This is a genomic window from Holdemania sp. Marseille-P2844 (assembly GCF_900120005.1).
Taxonomy (GTDB): Bacteria; Bacillota_I; Bacilli_A; order Erysipelotrichales; family Erysipelotrichaceae; genus Holdemania.
Genome location: NZ_LT635448.1, coordinates 328,013 through 348,561 on the forward strand (window position 1 = coordinate 328,013; position 20,549 = coordinate 348,561).

Below are 20,549 nucleotides of genomic sequence, written 5' to 3' on the forward strand. Positions count from 1 at the left end.
AACTTATGTTGATTGTTCAAAGCGTCATCGTCGGGGTGATCTATCTGGTTTTAGGTTTCCTTGAAGAATATCTGTCATTTCCGATGTGCTCCCGGCCGATGGTTGTCGGTTCGGTCATTGGCTTCTTTCTGGGGGATTTGAAGACCGGCGTTATGATCGGTGCTTCCCTGGAACTGGTCTTCATGGGCGCCGTTCAGATCGGCGCGTCCACGCCGCCCGATTCATTAGTCGGTACCGCTGTCGGTACGGCGTTCGCGATCATGATGCACGCCGATGTCGAAGTCGCGCTGGCGCTGGCGGTTCCAGTCGCTCTGTTAGTGTCCATGACCAGCTCTATCTGGCTGACATTGCGTACATTCTGGCATCCGACGATTGAAAAAATGATGAACAAAGGAGATTACAAAGGTCTGGAACGGATGTTCTACGTCGTTGCCCTGACATTGTATATTCCGAAAGCACTTCTGGTTACATTTGCGATTATGGCGGGATCCACGGTGGTCGAGAAAATGATTTCGATCATTCCGGAATTCGTCACCGGCGGCCTGGGCGTTGCGGCAGGCATGATGGTCGCGGTTGGCTTCGCGATGTTGTTAAAGATGATGTGGTCCAAGAAAATGTGCGTTTACTATTTCCTGGGCTTCTTATTAGTCGCTTATCTCAACCTGCCGATTCTGGCCGTCGCCTTCTTCGGCGTCATCCTGTGCGTTATCCTGTACTTTGAGGGCAATTTCAAAATGAATAAAGCAGCCCCGGAAGCTTCAGAGGAGGAGGAATTATTCAATGATTAAAGAAAGACTGAATTTATCAGACGAAGACGTCAAGATGTGCAAACAGATCGGATTCCGGACGTTGTCGCTGTGCTCCATTATGGAAATGGAAAAAATGCAGGCGTTAGCGTATGTCCGTGTCATGATTCCGGTCATCAATCGTTACTATCATACACAGGAAGAACGGATCGAAGGGTATAAGCGGCATTGGGAACTGTTCAATACGACGCCGACGGTCGCGGGCTTTATCACCGGGTTATCCGCGGCGATGGAAAAGCAGGCGTCGGAAGATCCGACGATGGACAAGAAGTCGATCAACGCGGTCAAGGCTTCGTTAATGGGACCGTTCGCCGGCATCGGCGATTCCATCTTCTGGGGATCCTGGCGGATTGTCGCAACCGGCATCGGCTTGTCACTGGCCCTGCAGGGCAATGTTCTCGGCCCAATCTTGATGTTAGTGATCTTCAATATTCCGGCGCATATCTGCCGTTACTATGGCCCGTTCCTCGGCTTCGGTCTGGGCTCCAAGTTCTTAAGTCAGGTTTCAGAATCCGGTTTAATGCAGTTTTTGACGAAGTGCGCGACGATTGTCGGCCTGATGACCGTGGGAGCGATGACCAGCTCGATGGTTAGTCTGAACATTGCGTATGTCTTTACGATGAATGAGGTAGAAATGTCCGTTCAGTCGTTAATCGATTCGATCATGCCTTCAGCTTTACCGCTGGCGTTGGTCTTCGTCTGCTTCTATTTCCTCAAGAAAGACGTCAAGCCGATCACGATCATTCTCGGCATCATCGCGTTCAGTATTCTGGGGCGGTTTATCGGCCTGGTCTAAGTGAAGGAAGTACGAAAATACAAATAAACAAGGAGGAATTATTCTATGGTTACCATGCTTGAAGTCATCAATCGGATCCCGGCGGTCTGCACCGATATTTTAAACCATCGTGAGGAAACATTCGCAGCGCTGACGCAAGCCGTCAAAGCACATCCGGAAATCAATCAGATCTTACTGATCGGCTCCGGCACGTCCAACACCAGCGCCGTCACAGCCCGCCGGTTTATCGAGAAAACTTCGGGCCTGCAGACGATCTGCGTGCTGCCGAATGAGCTGCTTTACAACTGCTTTGCTTATAATCCGAACGCCTTCTATGTCTTTACTTCCCACTCCGGCACCTCGACGCTGACCTGCATGGCAGCGGAGAAGATCACAAAGCTGGGCTATTTGACAGCGGCGGTGACCGATGGCGAGGACAGTCCGATCACCAAGATGGTCGACGTCTTTATCAATCAGCGCAATGGGGTTGAGGAATATCTGATGCGCACGATCGGCTACTGTTCCAGCGTTTTAACTCAGATGTTGATGGGCATGGCCATCGGGAAAGCCCGCGGCGTGCTGACAGACGATCAGGCAGCGGTCTATCTTGATCAGGCGCAGGCCGGTATCGGACACCATACGGCGATTGTCAGGGAAGCAATGGCCTGGTTTGATCGGAATCAGGAAAAGCTGATGGCGGCGGAAACCTTCACCCTTTACGGCGTGGATTCGCTGTGGGGTGTAGCATTAGAAGGAGCGTTAAAGATTCTGGAAATCTCGAAGCGTCGGATTGGCGTCGGCTATGAATTTGACGATGGCATGCATGGTCCGACGATGGGCTATACGCCATCCAACTGCGTCATTGTCCTGCATGACGGTGGCCGGGAAGACGTGCGCGCGCATCAGCTGGCGACGTTTGCGAAGAATGAGCTGGGTTATGGCTATCTGATCGGTGAAAATCCAATCGACGGAAGCGATCTTCCGATTCAGCTGGCGGGTGGGGAATTCATCTTTCTGGAGCTTTCCCCGGTCGTTCAGGTTCTGGCTTACCGGCTGGCGGTAGATTACGGCATTGATCTGGCGGATATGTCGTATCATTCAGAAACAAAATATTTCAACACGCATAACGAAGCGTAAGGCTTTCTTGCAAGGTTGAAGGCATCGGCAGCCGGGGCGTCGCGTCCTGGCTGTCTTTGTTTTGACGTCAAAGCGGCGGAGGACAGGAGGAAAAGTCAATGCAGAGAAGCAAGAGCCGGTGGATTGGGGACCGGCAGTTTTACAGGACGGCGCTGGCGGTGGGAATTCCGCTGATGTTTCAGCAGCTGATCACCAGCTCGGTCAATCTGGTGGATAATCTGATGGTAGGGCAGTTGGGCAACGAGGCCCACAGCGGGGTCGCGGCGGTGAACCGTTTTACGATGATTGCGATTTTCGCGGTGAATGGATTATTAGCTGCCGCGGCAATTTTTATCGCGCAGTTCTGGGGTGCGGAGGACTCTGAACGGATGAAGCAGACCTTCCGGTTTTCATTGCTTGCGGCTGGTTTTATTCTGATTCCGTTCTGGCTGGCGGAAGCCGTGGCTCCCGCGTTAATCCTGGGATTTTTTACGAATGTCCCGGAGGTTGTTGCGGCTGGAAGCCGGTATATGGCGATGGCGGCGTGGACCTTGCCCCCAACGGCGCTTTCGTTAACCGCAGCGAGCGCGATGCGGGCTGCCGGAGAACCTCGCCTGCCGTTAGTGATCAGCGCCGGCGCGGTTTTAATCAACACGCTGCTGAACTATGGGCTGATCTTTGGCCACTTTGGATTTCCTGCTCTGGGCGTGCGGGGAGCGGCGCTGGCAACAGTGATTGCCCGATTGATGGAAGCCGCGCTTTATCTTTATTTCCTGAAGCACAAGCCGTTTGCGTTTAAAACCAGCTTGCGCGATTTGTTTGCGATACCACGTTCTTTAGCGTGGACGATCTTTAAAAAAGCGCTGCCGCTGGCCTTGAACGAACTGATGTGGTCGCTGGGCATGGCAACGTTGTTTAAATTCTATTCCCAACGCGGACCTGAGGTCATGGCGGAATATTCGATTGCGAATACGATCAGTGACCTGTTCTTTGTCTTGTTTGGCGGATTGGCTACGGCAACCACGATTCTGGTTTCCAAGCCTTTAGGCGCGGATCGGATGGAAGAAGCGCGGGATCGGGCCTATCAGCTTCTGGCTTTTTCAGTCTTTCTCGCGGTTCTTTTTTCCTTTGTGATGTTTGGAACTTCGTTTGTCGTACCGTCCTGGTATCAGGTCAGTGCGCAGGCCAAACAGATTGCAGCTCAAATGCTGCGGGTCATGGCAGTGATGTTCTGGACCTATACCGCAAATACGCAATGTTATTTCATCTTACGGGCCGGCGGGGATACGCGCTCCACTCTGTTTGTGGATTCTGGGTTTATGTGGCTGGTGAATCTTCCATTGATCGGGATGCTGACGTATTTTACCGGATTGAATATCATGCAGATGTATTTGATCGGACAAATGACCGAGTTGGCAAAGTTAACGTTGGCTTATCATTTGGTCCGGAAAGAGAAGTGGCTTGTCAATCTGACGGAATGATCTACAAATTTTAAAGATCATGGACTCCTTTTCTGCTGGAAGAAAATTGGAAACACATGATCCAGACTGAGAAAAATATCGTTGTCCATAGCCGTTTTGCGTGATAAGATGAAGAAAAATAAAACTTATGAAAGAAGAGAATATCATGGATGCGCTGGAGATATTGAATGCGAACTGGAAAGCGGAAGACGGAAGCTTCCTTTATTATTTCCATGAAGAAAATAATTTTCATGAAGCGGCATTTCTGGAACTATGCGGCTGTATTTCCTCTTTATCCCGGCTTCGTCCACGTGATCAGGCAGTTTCCTCTAAAATCGTCTTTGTTTATGGGCAAGTGTTAAAACATCTTCTCTATCATTTTGATCCTCAGGATCTGAGTTCAATTTCCAATCTGCCTTCCGATAACAGTGAAAAGCTGGAACTACTTGAAAAAACTGTGTTTCATTACTTTCAATGTGATTGAGAAAAACAAAGAGCGTCGATCCGAGCTGATTGATTCGATTTTCAGATTATAGATGTGTTTGCATGAACAGGCAAGTCATTGAGGGGATGAGGAGAATATGAAGAATATTCTGACAGGCGGATTTCTAACCATCGGCGGCATACTTTTAATGCAAATCAAGCGAGTTAACGATTTATTTCTTTCGATGGGCGGTCTTCGCGGCGCGCCTGAATTTGGTCTGTTGATCAGCGGCCTGCCCGACGATGAAGAAAATCAGCGTTGTTTAAAGGTGTCATCGACTCAGAATCTCTGTTGAATTCAAGCCTTTCCGCCGTTATTGATCAATTAAAAATTCAGGAATTAAAACCGGAATACATTGTCGAAGCGTTTAGCTTCGCTAAAGCGCAAAGCATGGTATAATCAAGACATTAAGAACGAGAAAGAGAGGATCTTGATATGCATGATGCCGCAGTCCGCAAGGCGATTGAGCTGGAAACTCAGCGCCAGACCCATAACATTGAATTAATCGCTTCTGAAAACTATGTCTCCCGGGATGTTTTGGAAGCCGTCGGTTCCATCCTGACCAACAAATACGCCGAAGGTTATCCGGGACGGCGCTATTACGGCGGCTGTGTGGACGTCGATATCATTGAAAATCTGGCCCGCGACCGGCTGTGCGAATTATTTCATGCCGAACATGCCAACGTCCAGCCGCATTCCGGCTCCCAGGCCAACATGGCGGTGTATATGACAATCTTACAGCCGGGCGATAAAGTGCTGGGCATGGATTTAAGCTCCGGCGGCCATCTGACGCATGGGCATCAGCTGAATTTCTCCGGTCGGCTGTACGAGTTCCACAGCTACGGCGTGGATAAAGAAACCGAACAAATTAATTATGAGGAACTGCGCCGGATCGCTCTGGAGGTGAAGCCGAAGCTGATTGTGGCCGGCGCCAGCGCCTATCCGCGGGAGATTGACTTTAAGAAATTCCGGGAAATTGCCGATGAAGCTGGCGCGTACCTGATGGTCGATATGGCGCATATTGCCGGTTTAGTCGCGGCAGGGCTGCACATGAGCCCGGTGCCTTATGCCCATTTCGTCACGTCCACAACCCATAAAACCCTGCGCGGCCCGCGCGGCGGCATCATTCTGTGCAAACAGGAATTTGCCAGAGATCTCGACCGCAACGTCTTCCCGGGCATTCAGGGCGGCCCGCTGATGCATGTGATCGCTGGAAAAGCGGTGTGCTTCGGCGAGGCGCTGAAGTCAGAATTCACCGATTATGCCCGCCAGATCATGGCCAACTGTCAGGCTTTCTGCAAGACGCTCCAGCAGGAAGGCTTGCGGATTGTGACCGGTGGTACGGATAACCATCTGATCCTGGCTGATGTGAGATCTTCCTATGGCATCACGGGCAAGCAAGCCGAAGCCCTGCTGGATGAAATCAACATCACCTGCAATAAAAACACGATTCCCTTCGATCAGGAAAAACCGTTTGTGACCAGCGGTATCCGATTGGGCAGTGCGGCGATGACGACGCGCGGCTTTCAGGAAGAGGAATTCCGTCAGGTTGCCCGCTGGATTACGATGGTGCTCAAGCACCCGGAAGACGAAGCTTTGAAAGCGAAGCTGCGTCAGGAAGTCATTGAAATGACCTCGCGCTATCCGCTGATCCGGGAATCCTGAATGACGCGGTAGCCGAAGGGAAACAAAAAGTCCTGAGCTGTAATGGAATCATCCGATTTCCAGACAGCGCGGGACTTTTTTACAGAATTTTTGAAATTGCCGAATTCGCCTCTGCCGGAGAGAAAATCAGGCGGCGGCAGGTAAATTCAACAACAGGTTGACGGTAAACGTATCATCGTTCGGCGTGATTTTTAAAACACCGTGATATTTTGTGCATAATGTGCGGATGGAAGAAAGACCGATGCCTTCCCCTTCCCGCTTGGACGACAGGAACGTCTCATCCTGCTTCTGGATCTGACCATTATAGCTGTTGCGGCATTGCAGAACCAGTCCGTTATTTCCCTGCATCCGGCTTTTGATCTCGATGAACTGTGTTTCCCCCGCTTTTTGCCGTAAACAAGCCTCAATCGCATTTTCCAGCATGTTGCCCAGAATCACGGTTAAATCCGTATCCTTGATCGCCAATGCCGGCGGCAATACGATCGACGAAGTAAATTCAATTCCACTCTCCTCTGCCATCTCCATGTAATACCGCACGATGGCGCTGAATAACAAATTCTCGCAGACCGGCGTTTTCACCGAAGATTCAAAATTGTTGATGAACTGATTCAGTGAATCCCGCAGTTTTTCCGTTTCCCCATGATCCATATACGTCTTCAGCGTCAGCAGGTAATGATGCAGATCATGCCGCGTCTGCCGTGTAGTGGCGATGCTGGCGGCCAGCCGTTCCGCCTGCTTGTTGCGGATCAGCACCTGATACTCCTGGACCTGCAGCTGCTGCTGGAGCTGCCGTTTTTCTTCGTTGAAATTGATCATGCTGAGGGTGGCGTAATAGGAGAGAAACGTCCCCGCAGTCCAGACGATCGCCAACAACAGCGGGGATGTGATCTCGCTGTGCAGCACGGTGATCGACGAGGTAAACCCCAGCCGGTAAATAAGATAGAACGAAGCGGGAATCAGCCATAACATACTCCAGATTTCCGGCGTGTCCTCATGTTCCCAGACCGGCAGGACCTGATGGCAGAGAAAATGCGCCATTAACGGAGCACTGAGGGCAAAGACGAGAATCCGGCAGAGCGAAACCAGCCCCACTGCCGATAAACCGGTAAAAAGCGGCCCGCAATGGATCTCCAGAATTTCCGAGAACATTAAGACAATATCGGAATAATTCTCAATCAACAAGATCAGAAACAGGAGCTTGCGCATCGACGTGCGCAGGATGTGATAGGCCAGAAAGAGACAGACCCCAAGGAAGAAACAGGTAAACGGAAACATCCAGATCGAATCGATTCCATACGTTTCGCCTAAAAGATAAACGCTCAGCGTCGTTCCCAGATAAAGCAGGAATGCATACAGCACACTTTGACGGAAGGAACAGCGCAGATGATTCCGAAACGGAATTAAGATCAAAAACAAATAGGGCGCCAGCCGGGTGCCCAAGCTTAAAAAGTAATCCGGAAGCGACATAGGCTTACCCCTCGCTCAGGCGTTTAAACGAATAATCGGCATACGCCTGCCGGATTTCACTCTTGCGCGCACGGTTGATCGGGATCTGCACCTGATCCTTCATCAAAAAGTCATGATCGTCCATCTGCTGCACATAATCCATGTTGATCATGCAGTTGCGGTAGGGACTGAGAAACTGTTTGTATTTCAAAAGCAGCGGTGAAAATTCCGCGAAGGACATATAGGTTTTGATCATCCGGCCGGGCGTATGGATTTGAATGTAATGATTGTAATAGTCGGTATACATGATATCGCGGATTAAAATGCGCGACATGATCCGGCCTTCCTTGACTTCGATGTAATGATTGCGGGAACGAATCGACTTTTCGCTCAAGCGCAGAACTTCGTCAAGTTTGTCCTGCTCGATGGGCTTGACCAGATAATGAAAAGCCCGCACATCATAGCTCTCAATCGCATAGTCGCGGCTGGAGGTGGTGAACACGATTAAAGAACTGACGTTGTTTCCCCGCAGCGTCCGGGCCACGGTCATGCCGTCGATTTCGTTCATGAAAATATCCAGGAAAATGATATCCCAGTCCGTACGTGAAGCCAACAGAAATTCATTTCCTGAAGAAAATGAACGGATCTCATAGATCAGCGATTCGCGTAGGCAGAAATTTTGAATTTTTTCAGCCAGCAGCTTCCGATCTTCTGCTGAGTCGTCGATAACCGCAATTTTCATAACGATTGCTCCTTTCGATCCGCATGCAAGCCGATGCATGATCGGGATAAGGGAATGGATTGTTCGATTTCCTTTGTTTTCTTTATTATAACAGATTTTTTTTAACAATTTTTATTTTATGATTAATTTGATAATAAATTGTTAAAAAAACAGGAATGCCTAATCTGTGAAGCAACAAAAAGCCTGAATTATAAGGCAAATCTGAACTTTGAACGGCTGAGGCTGAAATCCTGTTTTATTATATCATTAGCGAAGGATTGAAAATTGTACAGCCTCAAAACTCTGAAATGTGTTGCTTTTTCTTTTCAGAGGAGTCGATCCGTTTTCGTTCCCGCGTCTAAAACACCAATGAATCCAAAGCGAACGGCCAGGGCTGAAAATCATCCTGTCCATCCGTTCTTTCTTCTGCTTTTTTCTTCAAAAAAAGTCTGGAAAAATGTTGCTTTATGATAAAAAATCTCAAGCTAATATCATAAAGTTTTGAGCCGGATCAAAAAGGAGGAGGGATGGACTTTGCCTGTTTTCCCTCTTGACGTCAGGAATATCCTTAATACAGGCTGGGGACAGATCGGAAAAGTCCGGTATCAATCCAGCTCGCCGGCTGCGGCTGTTTAACGATTTATAAAGTGATAATTAAGTGCAGTTTAAGCTTACATTCAAACCGGCAGCGGTGCAAAGACCACGGTCTCTTCGAAGTAAAAAAATGGAAAATTCTTATTGACAACTTCTCGTGGTATCGCTTACAATGACGGTGTAATTGGATTGTTATTGTTCAATAAAACAAGCAAAACCAATTTGCAAGAGGACTTTTATGTCTTCTCTGCAAATTGGTTTTTTCTTTTTTCCAAGGAGGTTTAGCGATGGAAATCTGTTATAGCCCGTTAGCGGGCAAAACGGTCAATCTGGACCATGTTGCGGATGAAATGTTTTCTCAGCGGATGCTGGGGGATGGAATTGCGGTCGAACCGGAAGCCAGTGAAATTTACAGTCCGGTCGCCGGCGAGATCACGATGGTTTATGAAACCCAGCACGCAATCGGCATTAAAACGGAGAAGGATGTTGAAATTCTGCTGCATATCGGCATCGACACCGTCATGTTGGGGGGAACGCCATTTAAAACAAAGGTGCAGGTCGGCGATCATGTGCGTCCGGGCGATCTTCTGACGCTTGTCGATTGGGATTACATCCGGAAGAAAGGCTGCGACACGATCGTTCCGATTCTGGCAATCAACCGCAAAGTAAAGCTGCTGAAAGGTGAGGAAAATGTAAAACCGGGCGAAGCTTTATTTGAAATCGAAGCATAACGTAACGCGGAAAGCGAGGTGGCTCTGTGATCATCAAACAGATTTACAATAACAATGTCATCCTCTCGGAGAATGAAGCGGGGGACGAAATCATCCTGGTCGGCCGGGGAATTGCCTTCGGCATGACCCGCGGAAGTAAAGTCGTGGAAGGCCGGATTGAAAAGAAATTTGAGCTTCAGGACGACGTCGGCCAGAAATTCAAGACGCTCGTTCAGGAAGTCCCGTATAAAACGATTCTGGTTTCAGAAGAAATTATTGATTATATCAAGACGCAGTCAACTAAACGCATCAACGATTCCATCTACGTCACGCTGACCGACCACATCGCCAACATGATCGAACGGGTCAAGATGGGAATTGTCTTTGATCCAACGCTGCTGCTCAACGTCAAATCGCTGTATAAAGAGGAATACCGGCTGGGCTTGAAAGTCACGGAGCTGCTGCGGCAGAAATTGAAAATCGACATCGACGATGGAGAGGCAAGCTTCATCGCCCTGCATATCATCAACGCCGAGCTGGATTCCAATATGCAGCAGATGTATGAAATCACAGCGGTGATTGAGGATATCCTCAACATCGTGCGCGAGGATTTTCACGTCGATACGGAAAACGGCCAGTGCGACCGCTTTATCACGCATTGCCGCTTCTTTGCCCAGCGCGTTGTCAATAACGAATATCTCAGCACCAAGTCCGACTACAATCTGAGCACCTATCAGGTGTTCGAACAAACGCATCCGCGCGAAACCGCATGTATCGAGCGGATCGCGCAGCGGATCAAGGAACAGTACAGCTATGAGGTCAGTACGGATGAAAAGCTGTATATCATGATCCATCTGATCCGCCTGACCGAATAACAGGTTATTGCCAGCCCTCATCCGAGCGGGCTGTGTAATAAAGGTTTTGAAAAAGGACTGGAAGTTTTATCAGCGCACGTTCATTTCAAACAGGCTCAGCTGGCCTGGGAAGATTACCGGCTTAAGACGGGACTTTCCATTGGAAATGAGGACGTGCCGGTCAGAAAGAAACAGAAGGGAAAAAGGACGAAAGTCGATTCCGGGCGGCCAGGAAGCCGCGCATCAGACGGCCTGTTTCCACAATGTTTCACGCTTTGCCAGGCGTCTTTCGCGAAGGTGCTGAGGCAGGCTGACCGTCAGAACTTCCAAGCTCCGTTTCAGCCAGCAAATCCAAAAAAGATTTGAAAGGAGAAATCACCAAGTATGGGGAAATATGAAGAGTTATCCAGAAAAGCACTGGAAGCTTTAGGCGGCGTGGAGAACATCACGCACGTCACGCACTGCGCAACACGTCTGCGGATCAGCTACGCCCGCAAGAGCGTCGTCAATGAGGAAGGCTTGAAAGATCTTCCGGGATCCGCCGGCATCGTCAACAAAGACAAGCAGATCCAGATCATCATCGGCCCGGGCGTTCATGACGCTTACGAAGAATTCCTGGAAATCTCCGGATGGAGAGAAGGCGGCGCCGTCGCCGCGGAGGAAGAGGAAGAAACCGGACCGAAGAACGCGATGTACTACCTGAACAAGTTCGGCAACTTCGTCGCTCCGATCTTCATGCCGGTCGTTCCGGCGATGATCACCGGCGGTATGATCCTGGCGATCAAGAACCTGTTGGTCAACTACTTCGGCATGGGCGTTGACAGCGGCACAGCACAGCTGATGCTGATGATCTTTGACGCCGGCTTTGCCTTCCTGCCGGTTTACGTCGGCTATACGTTAGCTTCCCAATTAAAGATGCAGCCGATCATGGGCGCCTTCTTAGGCGCGACGCTGATCGCTCCGCGCTTTGCGACCGGAACCGTCACCGACTTCTTCGGCATCGGCATTCCGCAGGTTTCTTACAGCTCGACCGTCATTCCGATCGTGCTGGGCGTCTTCTTCATGTACTATGTCCAGAAGGTTCTGAAGAAGATCATTCCGGAAGCGCTGACGTTCTTCTTAACGCCGCTGATCACGATGATTGTCGTCGTTCCGGTTACGTTAATCGTTTTAGGCCCGATCGGCAACCAGCTGTCCGGCTACATTGCGGCCTTCTGCATCTGGCTGACCAATACGCTCGGCTTTATCGCTCAGCCGATCCTGTCGGCGATCTATCCGTACATGGTTATGTTTGGTTTGGATAAGGGTCTGTCTCCGATCGGCATCGAACTGATCGCCAACCTCGGCTACAACTCCGTCACCGGCATTATGGGCTTCGTTTCCAACATCTGCATCGGCGGCACGGCCCTGGCAGTCGCGACGACGATCAAAGACAACAAGGCGCAGAAGGGCATGATCGCTTCCTTCGGCGTCACGGCGCTGTGCGGTGTTACTGAGCCGGCCTTCTACGGCGCGCTGCTGTCGCGGCCGAAAGCGTTGATCGGCACAGCCATCGGCGCGGTTTCCGCGGGCTTAGTCGCAGGTCTGTTCGGCTTGAGAACGTTCGTTCAGGGCGGCTGTCCGGGATATCTGACGTTGTTGTTCTTCGTTGATCAGAACGGCGGTCTGCATTATGTCTGGATCGCGATCCTGGTCGCGGCGATTGCGACGATCGTTTCCTTCACGGCGACGAAAGTCATTCTCAGCCGGGATATGAAAAAGGCAGCGAAATAAAAATCAGGCTTCACTTCACGCTGTCGGGATGCTTCATTCCGGCAGCGTTTGTTTAAACGGACCCCCAATACAGGAGTTCGCCAGATTTTAGAAGAAAGGGCGAAGCGGCAGGCTTCGCAGGGTAAAATGATGAAAGTATTAATCGGACAATTTATCAATGAGGCCAACGCCAACATTCCCGTCAAGGACGAGATCACAACCTTCGACATCGCTTTCGGCGACGAGCTGATCGAAAAAATGCAGGTCGGCGATATTTTTGAGCAGGCCGGGATTGAAATCATTCCGTCGGTGTACGCGGTATCGGGCGCCTCGGGCGTGATCAAGCGTCACACGTTCGACTACATCGAAGCGTGCTTCCTCAATGCGGTGCGCGAGCATCTGCATGAAATCGACGGGATTTATCTGATGCTTCACGGCGCGAGCGAGGTCGACGGCTTAGGCTCGGGCGACCATCACATCCTCAAGGCGATTCGTGACCTCGTCGGGCCGTACATCCCGATCACGGTGGCCTGCGATCCGCATGGCAACCTGTGTCAGGACTATGTTGAAGCGACGACCGCGATCCGCAGCTACCGCCAGTCTCCGCACACCGATTCCCGCGATACATGGCGGAAGATGGCGCAGATGGTCTGCGATCTGGTCAAGGACCGGCAGAACATTCATTCTGTGTACCGCAAGCTGCCGATGATTCTGGGTGGGGAACAGAGCGTATCGGCGGATGAGCCGGTGCGTTCGATCAATCAGTATCTTGATGAACTGGAACAGGATCCGCGGATTTTGAGCTGTTCCTGGCATGTCGGCTACATCCGTCATGACACCGATGTCGCCGGCTGCGGCATCGTCGTGGTCCCGGCCACAGAGGCAGATCAGGCGTATGCCGAAGAAGTCGCCGACAAGCTGGCGGACTATGTCTGGAACAAGCGGCATGAGTTCCATTACACCGGCACGACCGCAAAACCGGAAGACGCGCTGGCGATGGCGCTGGGCTTTGAAGGCAAACCGTTTGTCATCACCGATTCGGGCGATAACACGACCTCCGGCGCGACGGGCTGGAATACATTCATCCTGCGGCAGGCACTGGCGGCCAAGTCCGATAAGCGGATTCTGTTCGCTTCGATCTGCGATCCGAAGACATGCGATCTGCTCGATGGGCTGGATCTCGGAACGAAAACTGAGATCGAGCTGGGCGTGGGGCACGACGCGATGTCGGAGAAGGTCAAGCTGGAAGTGACCGTTTTGTCCAAGGGACAGGTCGTCCGGCCGATCGGGATCGGAACCGAAGGCATCGCCAAGACATTTGGCAAGTGCGTCGTCGTCCATGTGGAAGGCACGGCGATTGACGTCATCGTCGCCAATCACCGTCAATCCTACGCCCATGCGATTCAGTTTGAAAGCGCCGGCGTGAACTGGATGGATTACGATGTGACAGTCGTCAAGCAGGGCTATATCTTCCCATATCTGAAAGAGAACGCCGCCGGCTATGTGATGTCGCTGACCGACGGAGCGACGCCGCAGGACACCGCTTCGATTCCATTCAAGCGGATCATGCGTCCGATGTTCCCGGTCGATCAGATTTAATTTTGAACTGACGATCAAACCAGATCACAGCTTCCATAAGAAAACCGGCGTGCATTCCACGCCGGTCCTCTCTAATCTTCAGGTTCCCGGCGGTTTAACCGCCGGTGAATCTTCTCATACGTCGTCAGCTTTCGATTTAACAGCTCGTCATATTGGAGCCGGAAGTAAATCGAATACAACGTATCCAGAATATAAAGCAGCGTCATCCGCGTCGAAAACGACGAGATCTTCTGATAATGATTTTCATACGACGACATGTAAATCTTATGCAGCGCAAAGCGCGTCAGCGGATTTTTCTGGGTCGAGGTGATCAGTACGATCGGCGAATGATTGTCGCTTAAGATCTGACAGACGGTGTTCATCGAGCCGCCCCGGCCGCCGAACGAAATGACGATCGACAGATGGCTGGCGTCGGCGTTGCCGGCCGACAATTTCTGCATGTATTCCGCTTCGGGAACGTTCACGTTCACATTGATCTCCTGCATCTGGAACTGGAAGTTCCGGGCGAAAAAGAGATTGCCGGCGGAGGCGTACACGTCGATGAACGCCGCTTGTTTCATCAGCGCCGACACGTCCACCAGCACCTGCTGATCGGACAGACTCAGCGTGTCTTCAATCGTCTGGGTGTAAACGTCCTTTAAATGAAGCAAGATTTCGTTGACCGTATCGGTTGGGGAAATCGGGAAGTCAATGCTTTCCACCGGAATCTCGGTTTCCGAGCGCAGGGCATCCTGCAGCTGCAGCTTCAGGTCGTTGACGCCGCTTAAGCCCAGCTTGTTGATCAGGCGGTAGATCGTCGGTACGGAGACATAGGTCAGGGAAGCAATTTCCTTCGGCTTGGCCGCGATAAAGCTTTCCGGGTCTTTCAGGATCGCGTCGATCAGGATCCGCTCGTTGGGCGTGACATTTTCAAGATTTTCAAGTTTTTTTAACAGATTCACAACGCATCTTCCTTTTCTGCTTTAACTATACCACGATTGCAGGCAAAGCCGAAAGAGAAGCAGAAAAAGAAGCGAACCATTGATAAAGGAGAATGAAACGATGGAACAAATCAAAGCCGTTTTAAAACAGGTGAGCGCACCGCAAAAGGACTGCGCGGGCACGCCGGTCGGATTGAGCGACGAGACGATCGCCGAGCGCAAACAGAAAGTGCTGGACGCGATGAAAGCGCGTGGGTTGGATCAGCTGATCGTGTACGGCGATGTCGAGCACGGCGGAAATTTCGAGTATTTAGTCGGGTATTTCACCCGCTTTGAGGAAGCGCTGCTGGTGCTGAATGCCAACGGAAAGGCAACGCTGGTCTTGGGCAACGAAAACCTGAACAAAGTCGCCAAGGCCCGGATCGAAGCCGCGGCCGTGCATGTCTCGCTGTTCTCGCTGCCAAATCAGCCGCATCGTCAGGACAAGTCGCTGAAAACGCTGCTTCAGGAAGCGGGAATCGCCGAAGGGCAGCGCACCGGCTTAGTCGGCTGGAAACTGTTTACCAGTCCGCTGGAGGATAACCGGCAGAGCTATGATATCCCTTCTTATGTCGTCGAGGCGGTCAAGGCGATCGTCGGCGAAGCACAGTTAAGTAATGAAACCGGTCTGTTTATCGGGGAAAACGGCGTGCGTACGACCAACAACGCGAATGAAATCGCGCATTACGAATATGCGGCGGCGCTGGCTTCCGATGGCGTGCTGGACGCGATGGACAAGCTGGAACTGGGCGTCAGCGAGCTGGAGCTGGGCGACGCGTTAGTGCGCAAGGGGCAGCACACGAGCATCGTCACGATTGCCTCAAGTGGTCCGCGCTTTGTCAAAGCGAATATGTTTCCGACGGCCAACACCGTCAAGCTGGGCGATCCGATTTCCCTCACCGTCGGCTACCGCGGTGGTTCCAGCAGCCGGGCCGGCGTCGCGGTGCATAATGCGGACGAACTGCCGGAAGCCCAACGCGATTATCTCGAGCGGGTGGCTGGCCCGTATTTCAGCGCCTATGCGGCATGGCTGGAAACGATCCACATCGGTCAGACCGGCGGCGATTTGTTCAACACGGTGGAAACGGTGCTGCCGCGCGCGCAGTATGGCTGGTCGCTGTGCCCGGGTCATCTGAGCGCGGAGGAAGAATGGATGGCTTCGCCGGTTTATGAAGGCAGCACGGAAATCCTGAAAAGCGGCATGCTTTTCCAGATTGATATCATCCCGTCCGTATCCGGCTATCCGGGAACCAGCGCCGAAAGCACCGTCGTTTTGGCGGATGCGGAATTACAGCGTCAGATTCAGCAGGAATATCCGCAGATGTGGCAGCGGATGCAGGCGCGGCGGACCTACCTGAAAGAAACGCTGGGCATCCGGCTTTCCCAAGACGTGCTGCCGATGTGTTCAACGGTCGCTTATTTACGGCCATTCCTATTAAATAAGGATAGCGCGTTTGCTGCAGAACACGTGTAAGCGGGGAATTGAAGATGAAAATATTGATCGGCGGTTGGCTGGCCGAGTCCAACGCCTATGGGAATAAGCCCTGTCAAATCCAGGACTTTACGATCACAACCGGCGAAGCGATTGCGGATAAGCTGTACCTGCGCGCGCTGGCCGATGCGGAAGGGGTCGAGCTGATTCCTGCATTGCATGCCAGCTGCATGGCGGCCGGGGTGATTACTTCCCAGACGTTCGCTTATTTCTTAAACCAGTTTGTGCACGCCGTGAAGCGACATGAGCACGAGATCGACGGGATATTCTTCTTTCTGCATGGGGCAAGTTACGTCGAGGATCTGGAAGGGAGCTCCGGCGATCATAAAATTCTGCGGGAAATCCGCAAGATCGTCGGCCCGTACATGCCGATCGCGATCGCCTGTGATCCGCATGGCAATCTGTGCCAGCGCTATGTCGACGATTGCACTATCCTGCGGACGTTCCGTCATTCTCCCCATTCCGACCGCGACGTCACCAATCAGATCGTCTTTCGGGGCCTGCTCGACGTCCTCCGCCATCGCCGGCAGATTCATCCGGTATACCGCAAGGTGCCGATTCTCTTAGGCGGGGAGCGCTGTGTTTCGGCGGATGAGCCGCTTTGTTCCATCAACAAGCTCCTCGATGAAATTGAAGCGGATCCGCGGATCCTGTGCTGTTCCTATCATATCGGCTACCTGCGCCATGACAGCGAACATTGCGGCGCGGGTATCGTCGTAGTGCCGGATCGTCCGGAAGATACGGATTACGCGAAGCAGAAAGCGGATGAAATCTATGATTTTGTCTGGGCGCGGCACAGGGAATTTCATTTCACCGGCAACGCCGCCGAGCTGGACGACGCGCTGCGGACCATGCTTGAGTTTGACGGCAGCCCGTGCTTCTTAACGGATTCCGGCGACAATGTCACAGCCGGAGCGCCGGGCGTGAATACGGATGTGCTGCGGCGCTGCTTAAGCTGGGAAACGCCGCTGACCAAGTCGATTCTGTTTGCGGCGATCTGCGATCCGGCTGTGTGCGCGCAGGTGCTGGCGGAGAAACAAGCCGGTGATCGGGTCGCGCTGAACTTGGGCGTAAAGGACGACGAACATTCCCAACCCGTTGCAATTCGCGGCGTCGTGATCTCCCGCGGCGAGCTGCACCGGCGCTATGGCGACGAAGCGGTGGCCGGACAGTGCTGGACCGTGAAGCTGGACAACGTGCCGGTGAGCGTCGTGATCGCCAGCGCAGCGGTGTCGTTTTCCGAGCGTGAACAATATGAAAAGGCCAACGTCGATCTGGACGGCTATGATCTGATCATCGTCAAGCAGGGTTATTTGTATCCGGAGCTGAAAGCGATGGCCAAGCATTACGTCATGGCGCTGACCGACGGCGCGTGCATGCAGCGGACGGAACGGTTAGTCTATAAGAAAGTCAGCCGGCCGATCTACCCGCTCGATGAAATTTAAACCGGACATCATCATTTTGAAGACCGCGGTAAAAACGCGGAAGGAGGAAATCTCATGAAAATCTTAATCGGCGGCCTCGTCGCTGAATCCAACGCCTACGTGGCCAAGCCCTGCGAAATCCAGGACTTCGTCATCCAGACCGGGGAGGACATTGCCCACCGGATGTATCTGGACGAACTGCAGCCTGAGCTTCAAGCCAACGACATTGAACTGATCCCGGCGATCTTCGCCTACGGGGCGGGCGCGGGACGGGTCGCTTACGATACGTTCGATTATATCCTGAAACAATTTAAGCACGCCGTAAAAAAATATCAGGGCGAGCTGGACGGCATGTTTTTCTTTCTGCACGGCGCAAGCAATGTAATCGGTCTGGAAGGCGGCTCCGGTGACCACAAGATCATCGAGGAAATCCGCAGGATCGTCGGGCCGTACATGCCGATCGCGGTCGTCTGCGATCCGCATGGCAACGTCGATCAGGAGTATGCAAGCCGGCTGAACATCCTGCGCACCTTCCGCCACAGTCCGCATACCGACCGCAAGGAAGCGCATCAGATCGTTTTCCGCTGCCTGGTCAACCTGATCCAGAACCGGCGGGAAATTCATCCGGTGTACCGCAAGGTGCCGATTCTCTTAGGCGGGGAGCGCTGTGTTTCCACCGATGAACCGCTGGTGTCGATCAACCACCTGCTCGATGAAATCGAAGCCGATCCGCGGATTTTGTGCTGTTCCTATCACATCGGCTATCTGCGTCATGACAGCGCCAAGTGCGGCGCGTCCGTCGTGGTCGTGCCGAACCAGCCGGAGGATGAAGCGTATGCCCGGCAGAAAGCGGACGAGATCTATGATTTCGTCTGGGCGCGGCACAAGGAATTCCATTTCACCGGCTATGCGGATGAGCCGGAGGCAGCGTGGGAAGCGATGCTCAAGCATCCGGGAAAGCCGTGCTTCTTAACGGATTCCGGCGATAATGTCACGGCCGGGGCACCGGGCGGCAACACGGTTGTGCTGCGTCAGGTGCTGGCGGAAACCGACTATCACGGCAAGCAGATTCTGATCGCCGGGATTACCGACAAGAAGCTGTGCGAAAGCACGCTGGCCGGCAAGCAGGCTGGCGATCATGTGGAATTTGACGTCGGTCCGGAAATCGACGCACTGTCAGCCAAGGTTCATTTAAGCGGCACGGTGATTTCGACCGGTGATCTGCACAATCATTATCATGATCCGAAGGTGGTCGGCGTCTGTTGGACGATCAAGTTGGACGACAAACCGGTCACAGTTGTGATTCAGAGCTATTCCGTTTCATTTGCGGAGCGGGCTCAGTATGAACAGGCCAACGTCGATCTGGACGCCTATGATCTGATCATCGTCAAGCAGGGCTATCTCTATCCGGAGCTGAAAGCGATGGCGTCGCATTATGTCATGTCCTTGACCGATGGGGCGTGCATGCAGCGCACGGAGCGGCTGACATACAAGAAGGTCATTCGTCCGATCTATCCGCTCGACGAGATTTAACAAGACCGGTGTGCCGGGTTGGTGAACGCCACAATCCGGCCGCTGTTTTTGATGGAATAAAACGGGAGAGAAGACAAAGGGGGACGAGTGTTTGAATTGGGTTTTAACGCTGTTGGCGGGTATCGCCGGCTGGCAGCTGGCAGCGCGGTGGAAACTGCCGGCGCCTGCGATGTTGGGCAGTATGCTCGCCGTGGGCCTGACGAATATTTTATTGGGTTACGCCGCCTTGCCGATGGCGGTGAAGGTCTTCGCCCAGGCGATTTCCGGGGCCTTTATCGGCATGCAGATCGGGCGTAAAGATGTGGCGCGGATGCGTGGGCTGATCGTTCCGTTTCTGTTATTGGCGGTCATGCTGACGATGAATACATTTGTCGTCGGGATCGCGATCCAGAAGCTGTGCGGCTGGGACTGGATCACGGCCTTGCTTTCCTGCGTCGCCGGCGGGGTAACGGATATCTCGTTAATCGCCATGGAGATGGACGCGGATGTCGGCACCGTCGCGATGATGCAGACAGCCCGGTTAGTCGGCGTGTTGTTGTTTTTCCCATACTGGATTCAATTCGTGACCCGGCATGAGCCGAAGACCGCACCGGTGACGGAAGAAAAACCGCTGGATGCGGCCCATACGCCGCTGGACCGGCTGATTTCAACGCGGCCCTCGCGGATTGTCTTCACGCTGCTGCTCAGCATCGGGTTAGGCTATCTGGGCAATGCGAGCGGTCTGCCGGCGGCGTCGATGGTGTTTCCGATGATCGCTGTCGCGGCGCTCAACTGCACGACTTCGGTCTGCGCCGTGCCGCTGGCGATCAAAAATATCGCGCAGCTTCTGGCCGGGTCGTTAGTCGGCGTGAGCATCACGGCTGCGACCTTTAGCAGCCTGTCGTCGACGCTGGTGCCGGTCGGCCTGCTTTTGCTCAGCTACTGGACGGTCAACGGGCTTTACAGCGGAATATGCAGGCGGACAAAGCTGCTGGATCTGAAATCGGCGATGTTCGCTTCCGCTCCCGGCGGTGCGACGGACATGTCGCTGATCGCCGCCGATCTGGGCGCGGATCTCTCGCAGATCGCGCTGATCCAGGTGCTGCGCGCGGCGTATGTCGTCGCGGTGATGCCGCCGCTGATCCTCGGTTTTATCCAGGGGATCGGATAGCGGAAAGAA

At 52.7% G+C, this 20,549-nt stretch carries 18 protein-coding genes; 15 read left to right on the forward strand and 3 right to left on the reverse strand.

The features are described from left to right. Window positions 1-5: 5 nt before the first annotated feature. The 7 genes from BQ7364_RS02440 to glyA all read left to right on the forward strand — a co-directional run bounded on the left by BQ7364_RS02440 (window position 6) and on the right by glyA (window position 6,306). Entirely contained in the window at window positions 6-788 is a 783-nt protein-coding gene (locus BQ7364_RS02440) for a PTS mannose/fructose/sorbose/N-acetylgalactosamine transporter subunit IIC (protein WP_072683230.1), read from the forward strand. Then, complete coding sequence (locus BQ7364_RS02445; protein WP_006058014.1) at window positions 781-1,602, forward strand: PTS system mannose/fructose/sorbose family transporter subunit IID; 822 nt, start codon at window positions 781-783, stop codon at window positions 1,600-1,602. Before BQ7364_RS02440 ends, BQ7364_RS02445 begins: the two co-directional genes overlap by 8 nt. A 45-nt stretch (window positions 1,603-1,647) precedes the next feature. Beyond that, window positions 1,648-2,718, forward strand: coding sequence for an SIS domain-containing protein (locus BQ7364_RS02450; RefSeq protein WP_072683231.1), 1,071 nt, complete (start codon window positions 1,648-1,650; stop codon window positions 2,716-2,718). A gap of 98 nt (window positions 2,719-2,816) precedes the next feature. Next, complete coding sequence (locus BQ7364_RS02455; protein WP_072683232.1) at window positions 2,817-4,178, forward strand: MATE family efflux transporter; 1,362 nt, start codon at window positions 2,817-2,819, stop codon at window positions 4,176-4,178. Window positions 4,179-4,323: 145 nt separating this feature from the next. Then, window positions 4,324-4,641, forward strand: a complete 318-nt coding sequence (locus tag BQ7364_RS02460) for an Imm41 family immunity protein (RefSeq protein WP_072683294.1) — start codon at window positions 4,324-4,326, stop codon at window positions 4,639-4,641. 97 nt (window positions 4,642-4,738) lie between these two features. Further along, a complete protein-coding gene (locus BQ7364_RS02465; RefSeq protein WP_072683233.1) occupies window positions 4,739-4,936 on the forward strand; it encodes a hypothetical protein in 198 nt (65 codons plus the stop codon). 140 nt (window positions 4,937-5,076) lie between these two features. Further along, window positions 5,077-6,306, forward strand: coding sequence for a serine hydroxymethyltransferase (gene glyA / locus BQ7364_RS02470; RefSeq protein ID WP_072683234.1), 1,230 nt, complete (start codon window positions 5,077-5,079; stop codon window positions 6,304-6,306). A gap of 126 nt (window positions 6,307-6,432) precedes the next feature. Here the strand turns inward: glyA and BQ7364_RS02475 are convergent, their stop codons facing one another. Continuing rightward, window positions 6,433-7,773 carry an ATP-binding protein gene (locus tag BQ7364_RS02475; RefSeq protein WP_072683235.1) on the reverse strand — a complete coding sequence of 447 codons (1,341 nt, stop codon included), beginning with the start codon at window positions 7,771-7,773 and terminating at the stop codon, window positions 6,433-6,435. 4 nt (window positions 7,774-7,777) lie between these two features. Continuing rightward, window positions 7,778-8,494, reverse strand: a complete 717-nt coding sequence (locus BQ7364_RS02480; RefSeq protein WP_072683236.1) for a LytR/AlgR family response regulator transcription factor — start codon at window positions 8,492-8,494, stop codon at window positions 7,778-7,780. A gap of 860 nt (window positions 8,495-9,354) precedes the next feature. Here BQ7364_RS02480 and BQ7364_RS02485 point away from each other — a divergent pair. The 4 genes from BQ7364_RS02485 to BQ7364_RS02500 all read left to right on the forward strand — a co-directional run bounded on the left by BQ7364_RS02485 (window position 9,355) and on the right by BQ7364_RS02500 (window position 13,982). Beyond that, the gene (locus BQ7364_RS02485) at window positions 9,355-9,798 is read left to right on the forward strand and encodes a PTS sugar transporter subunit IIA (protein WP_072683237.1); all 444 of its coding nucleotides are present in this window, start codon (window positions 9,355-9,357) and stop codon (window positions 9,796-9,798) included. Between the two features lie 26 nt (window positions 9,799-9,824). Beyond that, complete coding sequence (locus BQ7364_RS02490; protein ID WP_072683238.1) at window positions 9,825-10,652, forward strand: PRD domain-containing protein; 828 nt, start codon at window positions 9,825-9,827, stop codon at window positions 10,650-10,652. Window positions 10,653-11,015: 363 nt separating this feature from the next. Further along, window positions 11,016-12,404 carry a PTS transporter subunit EIIC gene (locus BQ7364_RS02495; RefSeq protein ID WP_072683239.1) on the forward strand — a complete coding sequence of 463 codons (1,389 nt, stop codon included), beginning with the start codon at window positions 11,016-11,018 and terminating at the stop codon, window positions 12,402-12,404. Between the two features lie 129 nt (window positions 12,405-12,533). After that, window positions 12,534-13,982: a M81 family metallopeptidase gene (locus BQ7364_RS02500; RefSeq protein WP_072683295.1), complete on the forward strand. Its 1,449-nt coding sequence runs from the start codon at window positions 12,534-12,536 to the stop codon at window positions 13,980-13,982. 71 nt (window positions 13,983-14,053) lie between these two features. On the opposite strand, the gene BQ7364_RS02505 is transcribed toward BQ7364_RS02500, so the two are convergent. Beyond that, window positions 14,054-14,923: a MurR/RpiR family transcriptional regulator gene (locus tag BQ7364_RS02505; RefSeq protein WP_072683240.1), complete on the reverse strand. Its 870-nt coding sequence runs from the start codon at window positions 14,921-14,923 to the stop codon at window positions 14,054-14,056. Between the two features lie 100 nt (window positions 14,924-15,023). On the opposite strand from BQ7364_RS02505, the gene BQ7364_RS02510 reads away from it, so the two are divergent. The 4 genes from BQ7364_RS02510 (at window position 15,024) to BQ7364_RS02525 (ending at window position 20,540) form a co-directional block, all read left to right on the forward strand. Then, on the forward strand, window positions 15,024-16,415 hold the full coding sequence (locus tag BQ7364_RS02510; protein ID WP_072683241.1) for a M24 family metallopeptidase: 1,392 nt from the start codon (window positions 15,024-15,026) through the stop codon (window positions 16,413-16,415). Between the two features lie 14 nt (window positions 16,416-16,429). Further along, complete coding sequence (locus BQ7364_RS02515; protein ID WP_072683242.1) at window positions 16,430-17,878, forward strand: M81 family metallopeptidase; 1,449 nt, start codon at window positions 16,430-16,432, stop codon at window positions 17,876-17,878. A gap of 54 nt (window positions 17,879-17,932) precedes the next feature. Next, the gene (locus BQ7364_RS02520) at window positions 17,933-19,390 is read left to right on the forward strand and encodes a M81 family metallopeptidase (protein WP_072683243.1); all 1,458 of its coding nucleotides are present in this window, start codon (window positions 17,933-17,935) and stop codon (window positions 19,388-19,390) included. A 91-nt stretch (window positions 19,391-19,481) separates the two neighbouring features. Then, entirely contained in the window at window positions 19,482-20,540 is a 1,059-nt protein-coding gene (locus BQ7364_RS02525; protein WP_072683244.1) for an AbrB family transcriptional regulator, read from the forward strand. The last annotated feature ends 9 nt before the right edge of the window (window positions 20,541-20,549 follow it).

Coding starts and splice junctions, on each gene's coding strand:
- BQ7364_RS02440 (WP_072683230.1), top strand. CDS start 6: ATGTTGATTGTTCAAAGCGTCATCGTCGGGGTGATCTATCTGGTTTTA.
- BQ7364_RS02445 (WP_006058014.1), top strand. CDS start 781: ATGATTAAAGAAAGACTGAATTTATCAGACGAAGACGTCAAGATGTGC.
- BQ7364_RS02450 (WP_072683231.1), top strand. CDS start 1,648: ATGGTTACCATGCTTGAAGTCATCAATCGGATCCCGGCGGTCTGCACC.
- BQ7364_RS02455 (WP_072683232.1), top strand. CDS start 2,817: ATGCAGAGAAGCAAGAGCCGGTGGATTGGGGACCGGCAGTTTTACAGG.
- BQ7364_RS02460 (WP_072683294.1), top strand. CDS start 4,324: ATGGATGCGCTGGAGATATTGAATGCGAACTGGAAAGCGGAAGACGGA.
- BQ7364_RS02465 (WP_072683233.1), top strand. CDS start 4,739: ATGAAGAATATTCTGACAGGCGGATTTCTAACCATCGGCGGCATACTT.
- glyA (WP_072683234.1), top strand. CDS start 5,077: ATGCATGATGCCGCAGTCCGCAAGGCGATTGAGCTGGAAACTCAGCGC.
- BQ7364_RS02475 (WP_072683235.1), bottom strand. CDS start 7,773: ATGTCGCTTCCGGATTACTTTTTAAGCTTGGGCACCCGGCTGGCGCCC.
- BQ7364_RS02480 (WP_072683236.1), bottom strand. CDS start 8,494: ATGAAAATTGCGGTTATCGACGACTCAGCAGAAGATCGGAAGCTGCTG.
- BQ7364_RS02485 (WP_072683237.1), top strand. CDS start 9,355: ATGGAAATCTGTTATAGCCCGTTAGCGGGCAAAACGGTCAATCTGGAC.
- BQ7364_RS02495 (WP_072683239.1), top strand. CDS start 11,016: ATGGGGAAATATGAAGAGTTATCCAGAAAAGCACTGGAAGCTTTAGGC.
- BQ7364_RS02500 (WP_072683295.1), top strand. CDS start 12,534: ATGAAAGTATTAATCGGACAATTTATCAATGAGGCCAACGCCAACATT.
- BQ7364_RS02510 (WP_072683241.1), top strand. CDS start 15,024: ATGGAACAAATCAAAGCCGTTTTAAAACAGGTGAGCGCACCGCAAAAG.
- BQ7364_RS02515 (WP_072683242.1), top strand. CDS start 16,430: ATGAAAATATTGATCGGCGGTTGGCTGGCCGAGTCCAACGCCTATGGG.
- BQ7364_RS02520 (WP_072683243.1), top strand. CDS start 17,933: ATGAAAATCTTAATCGGCGGCCTCGTCGCTGAATCCAACGCCTACGTG.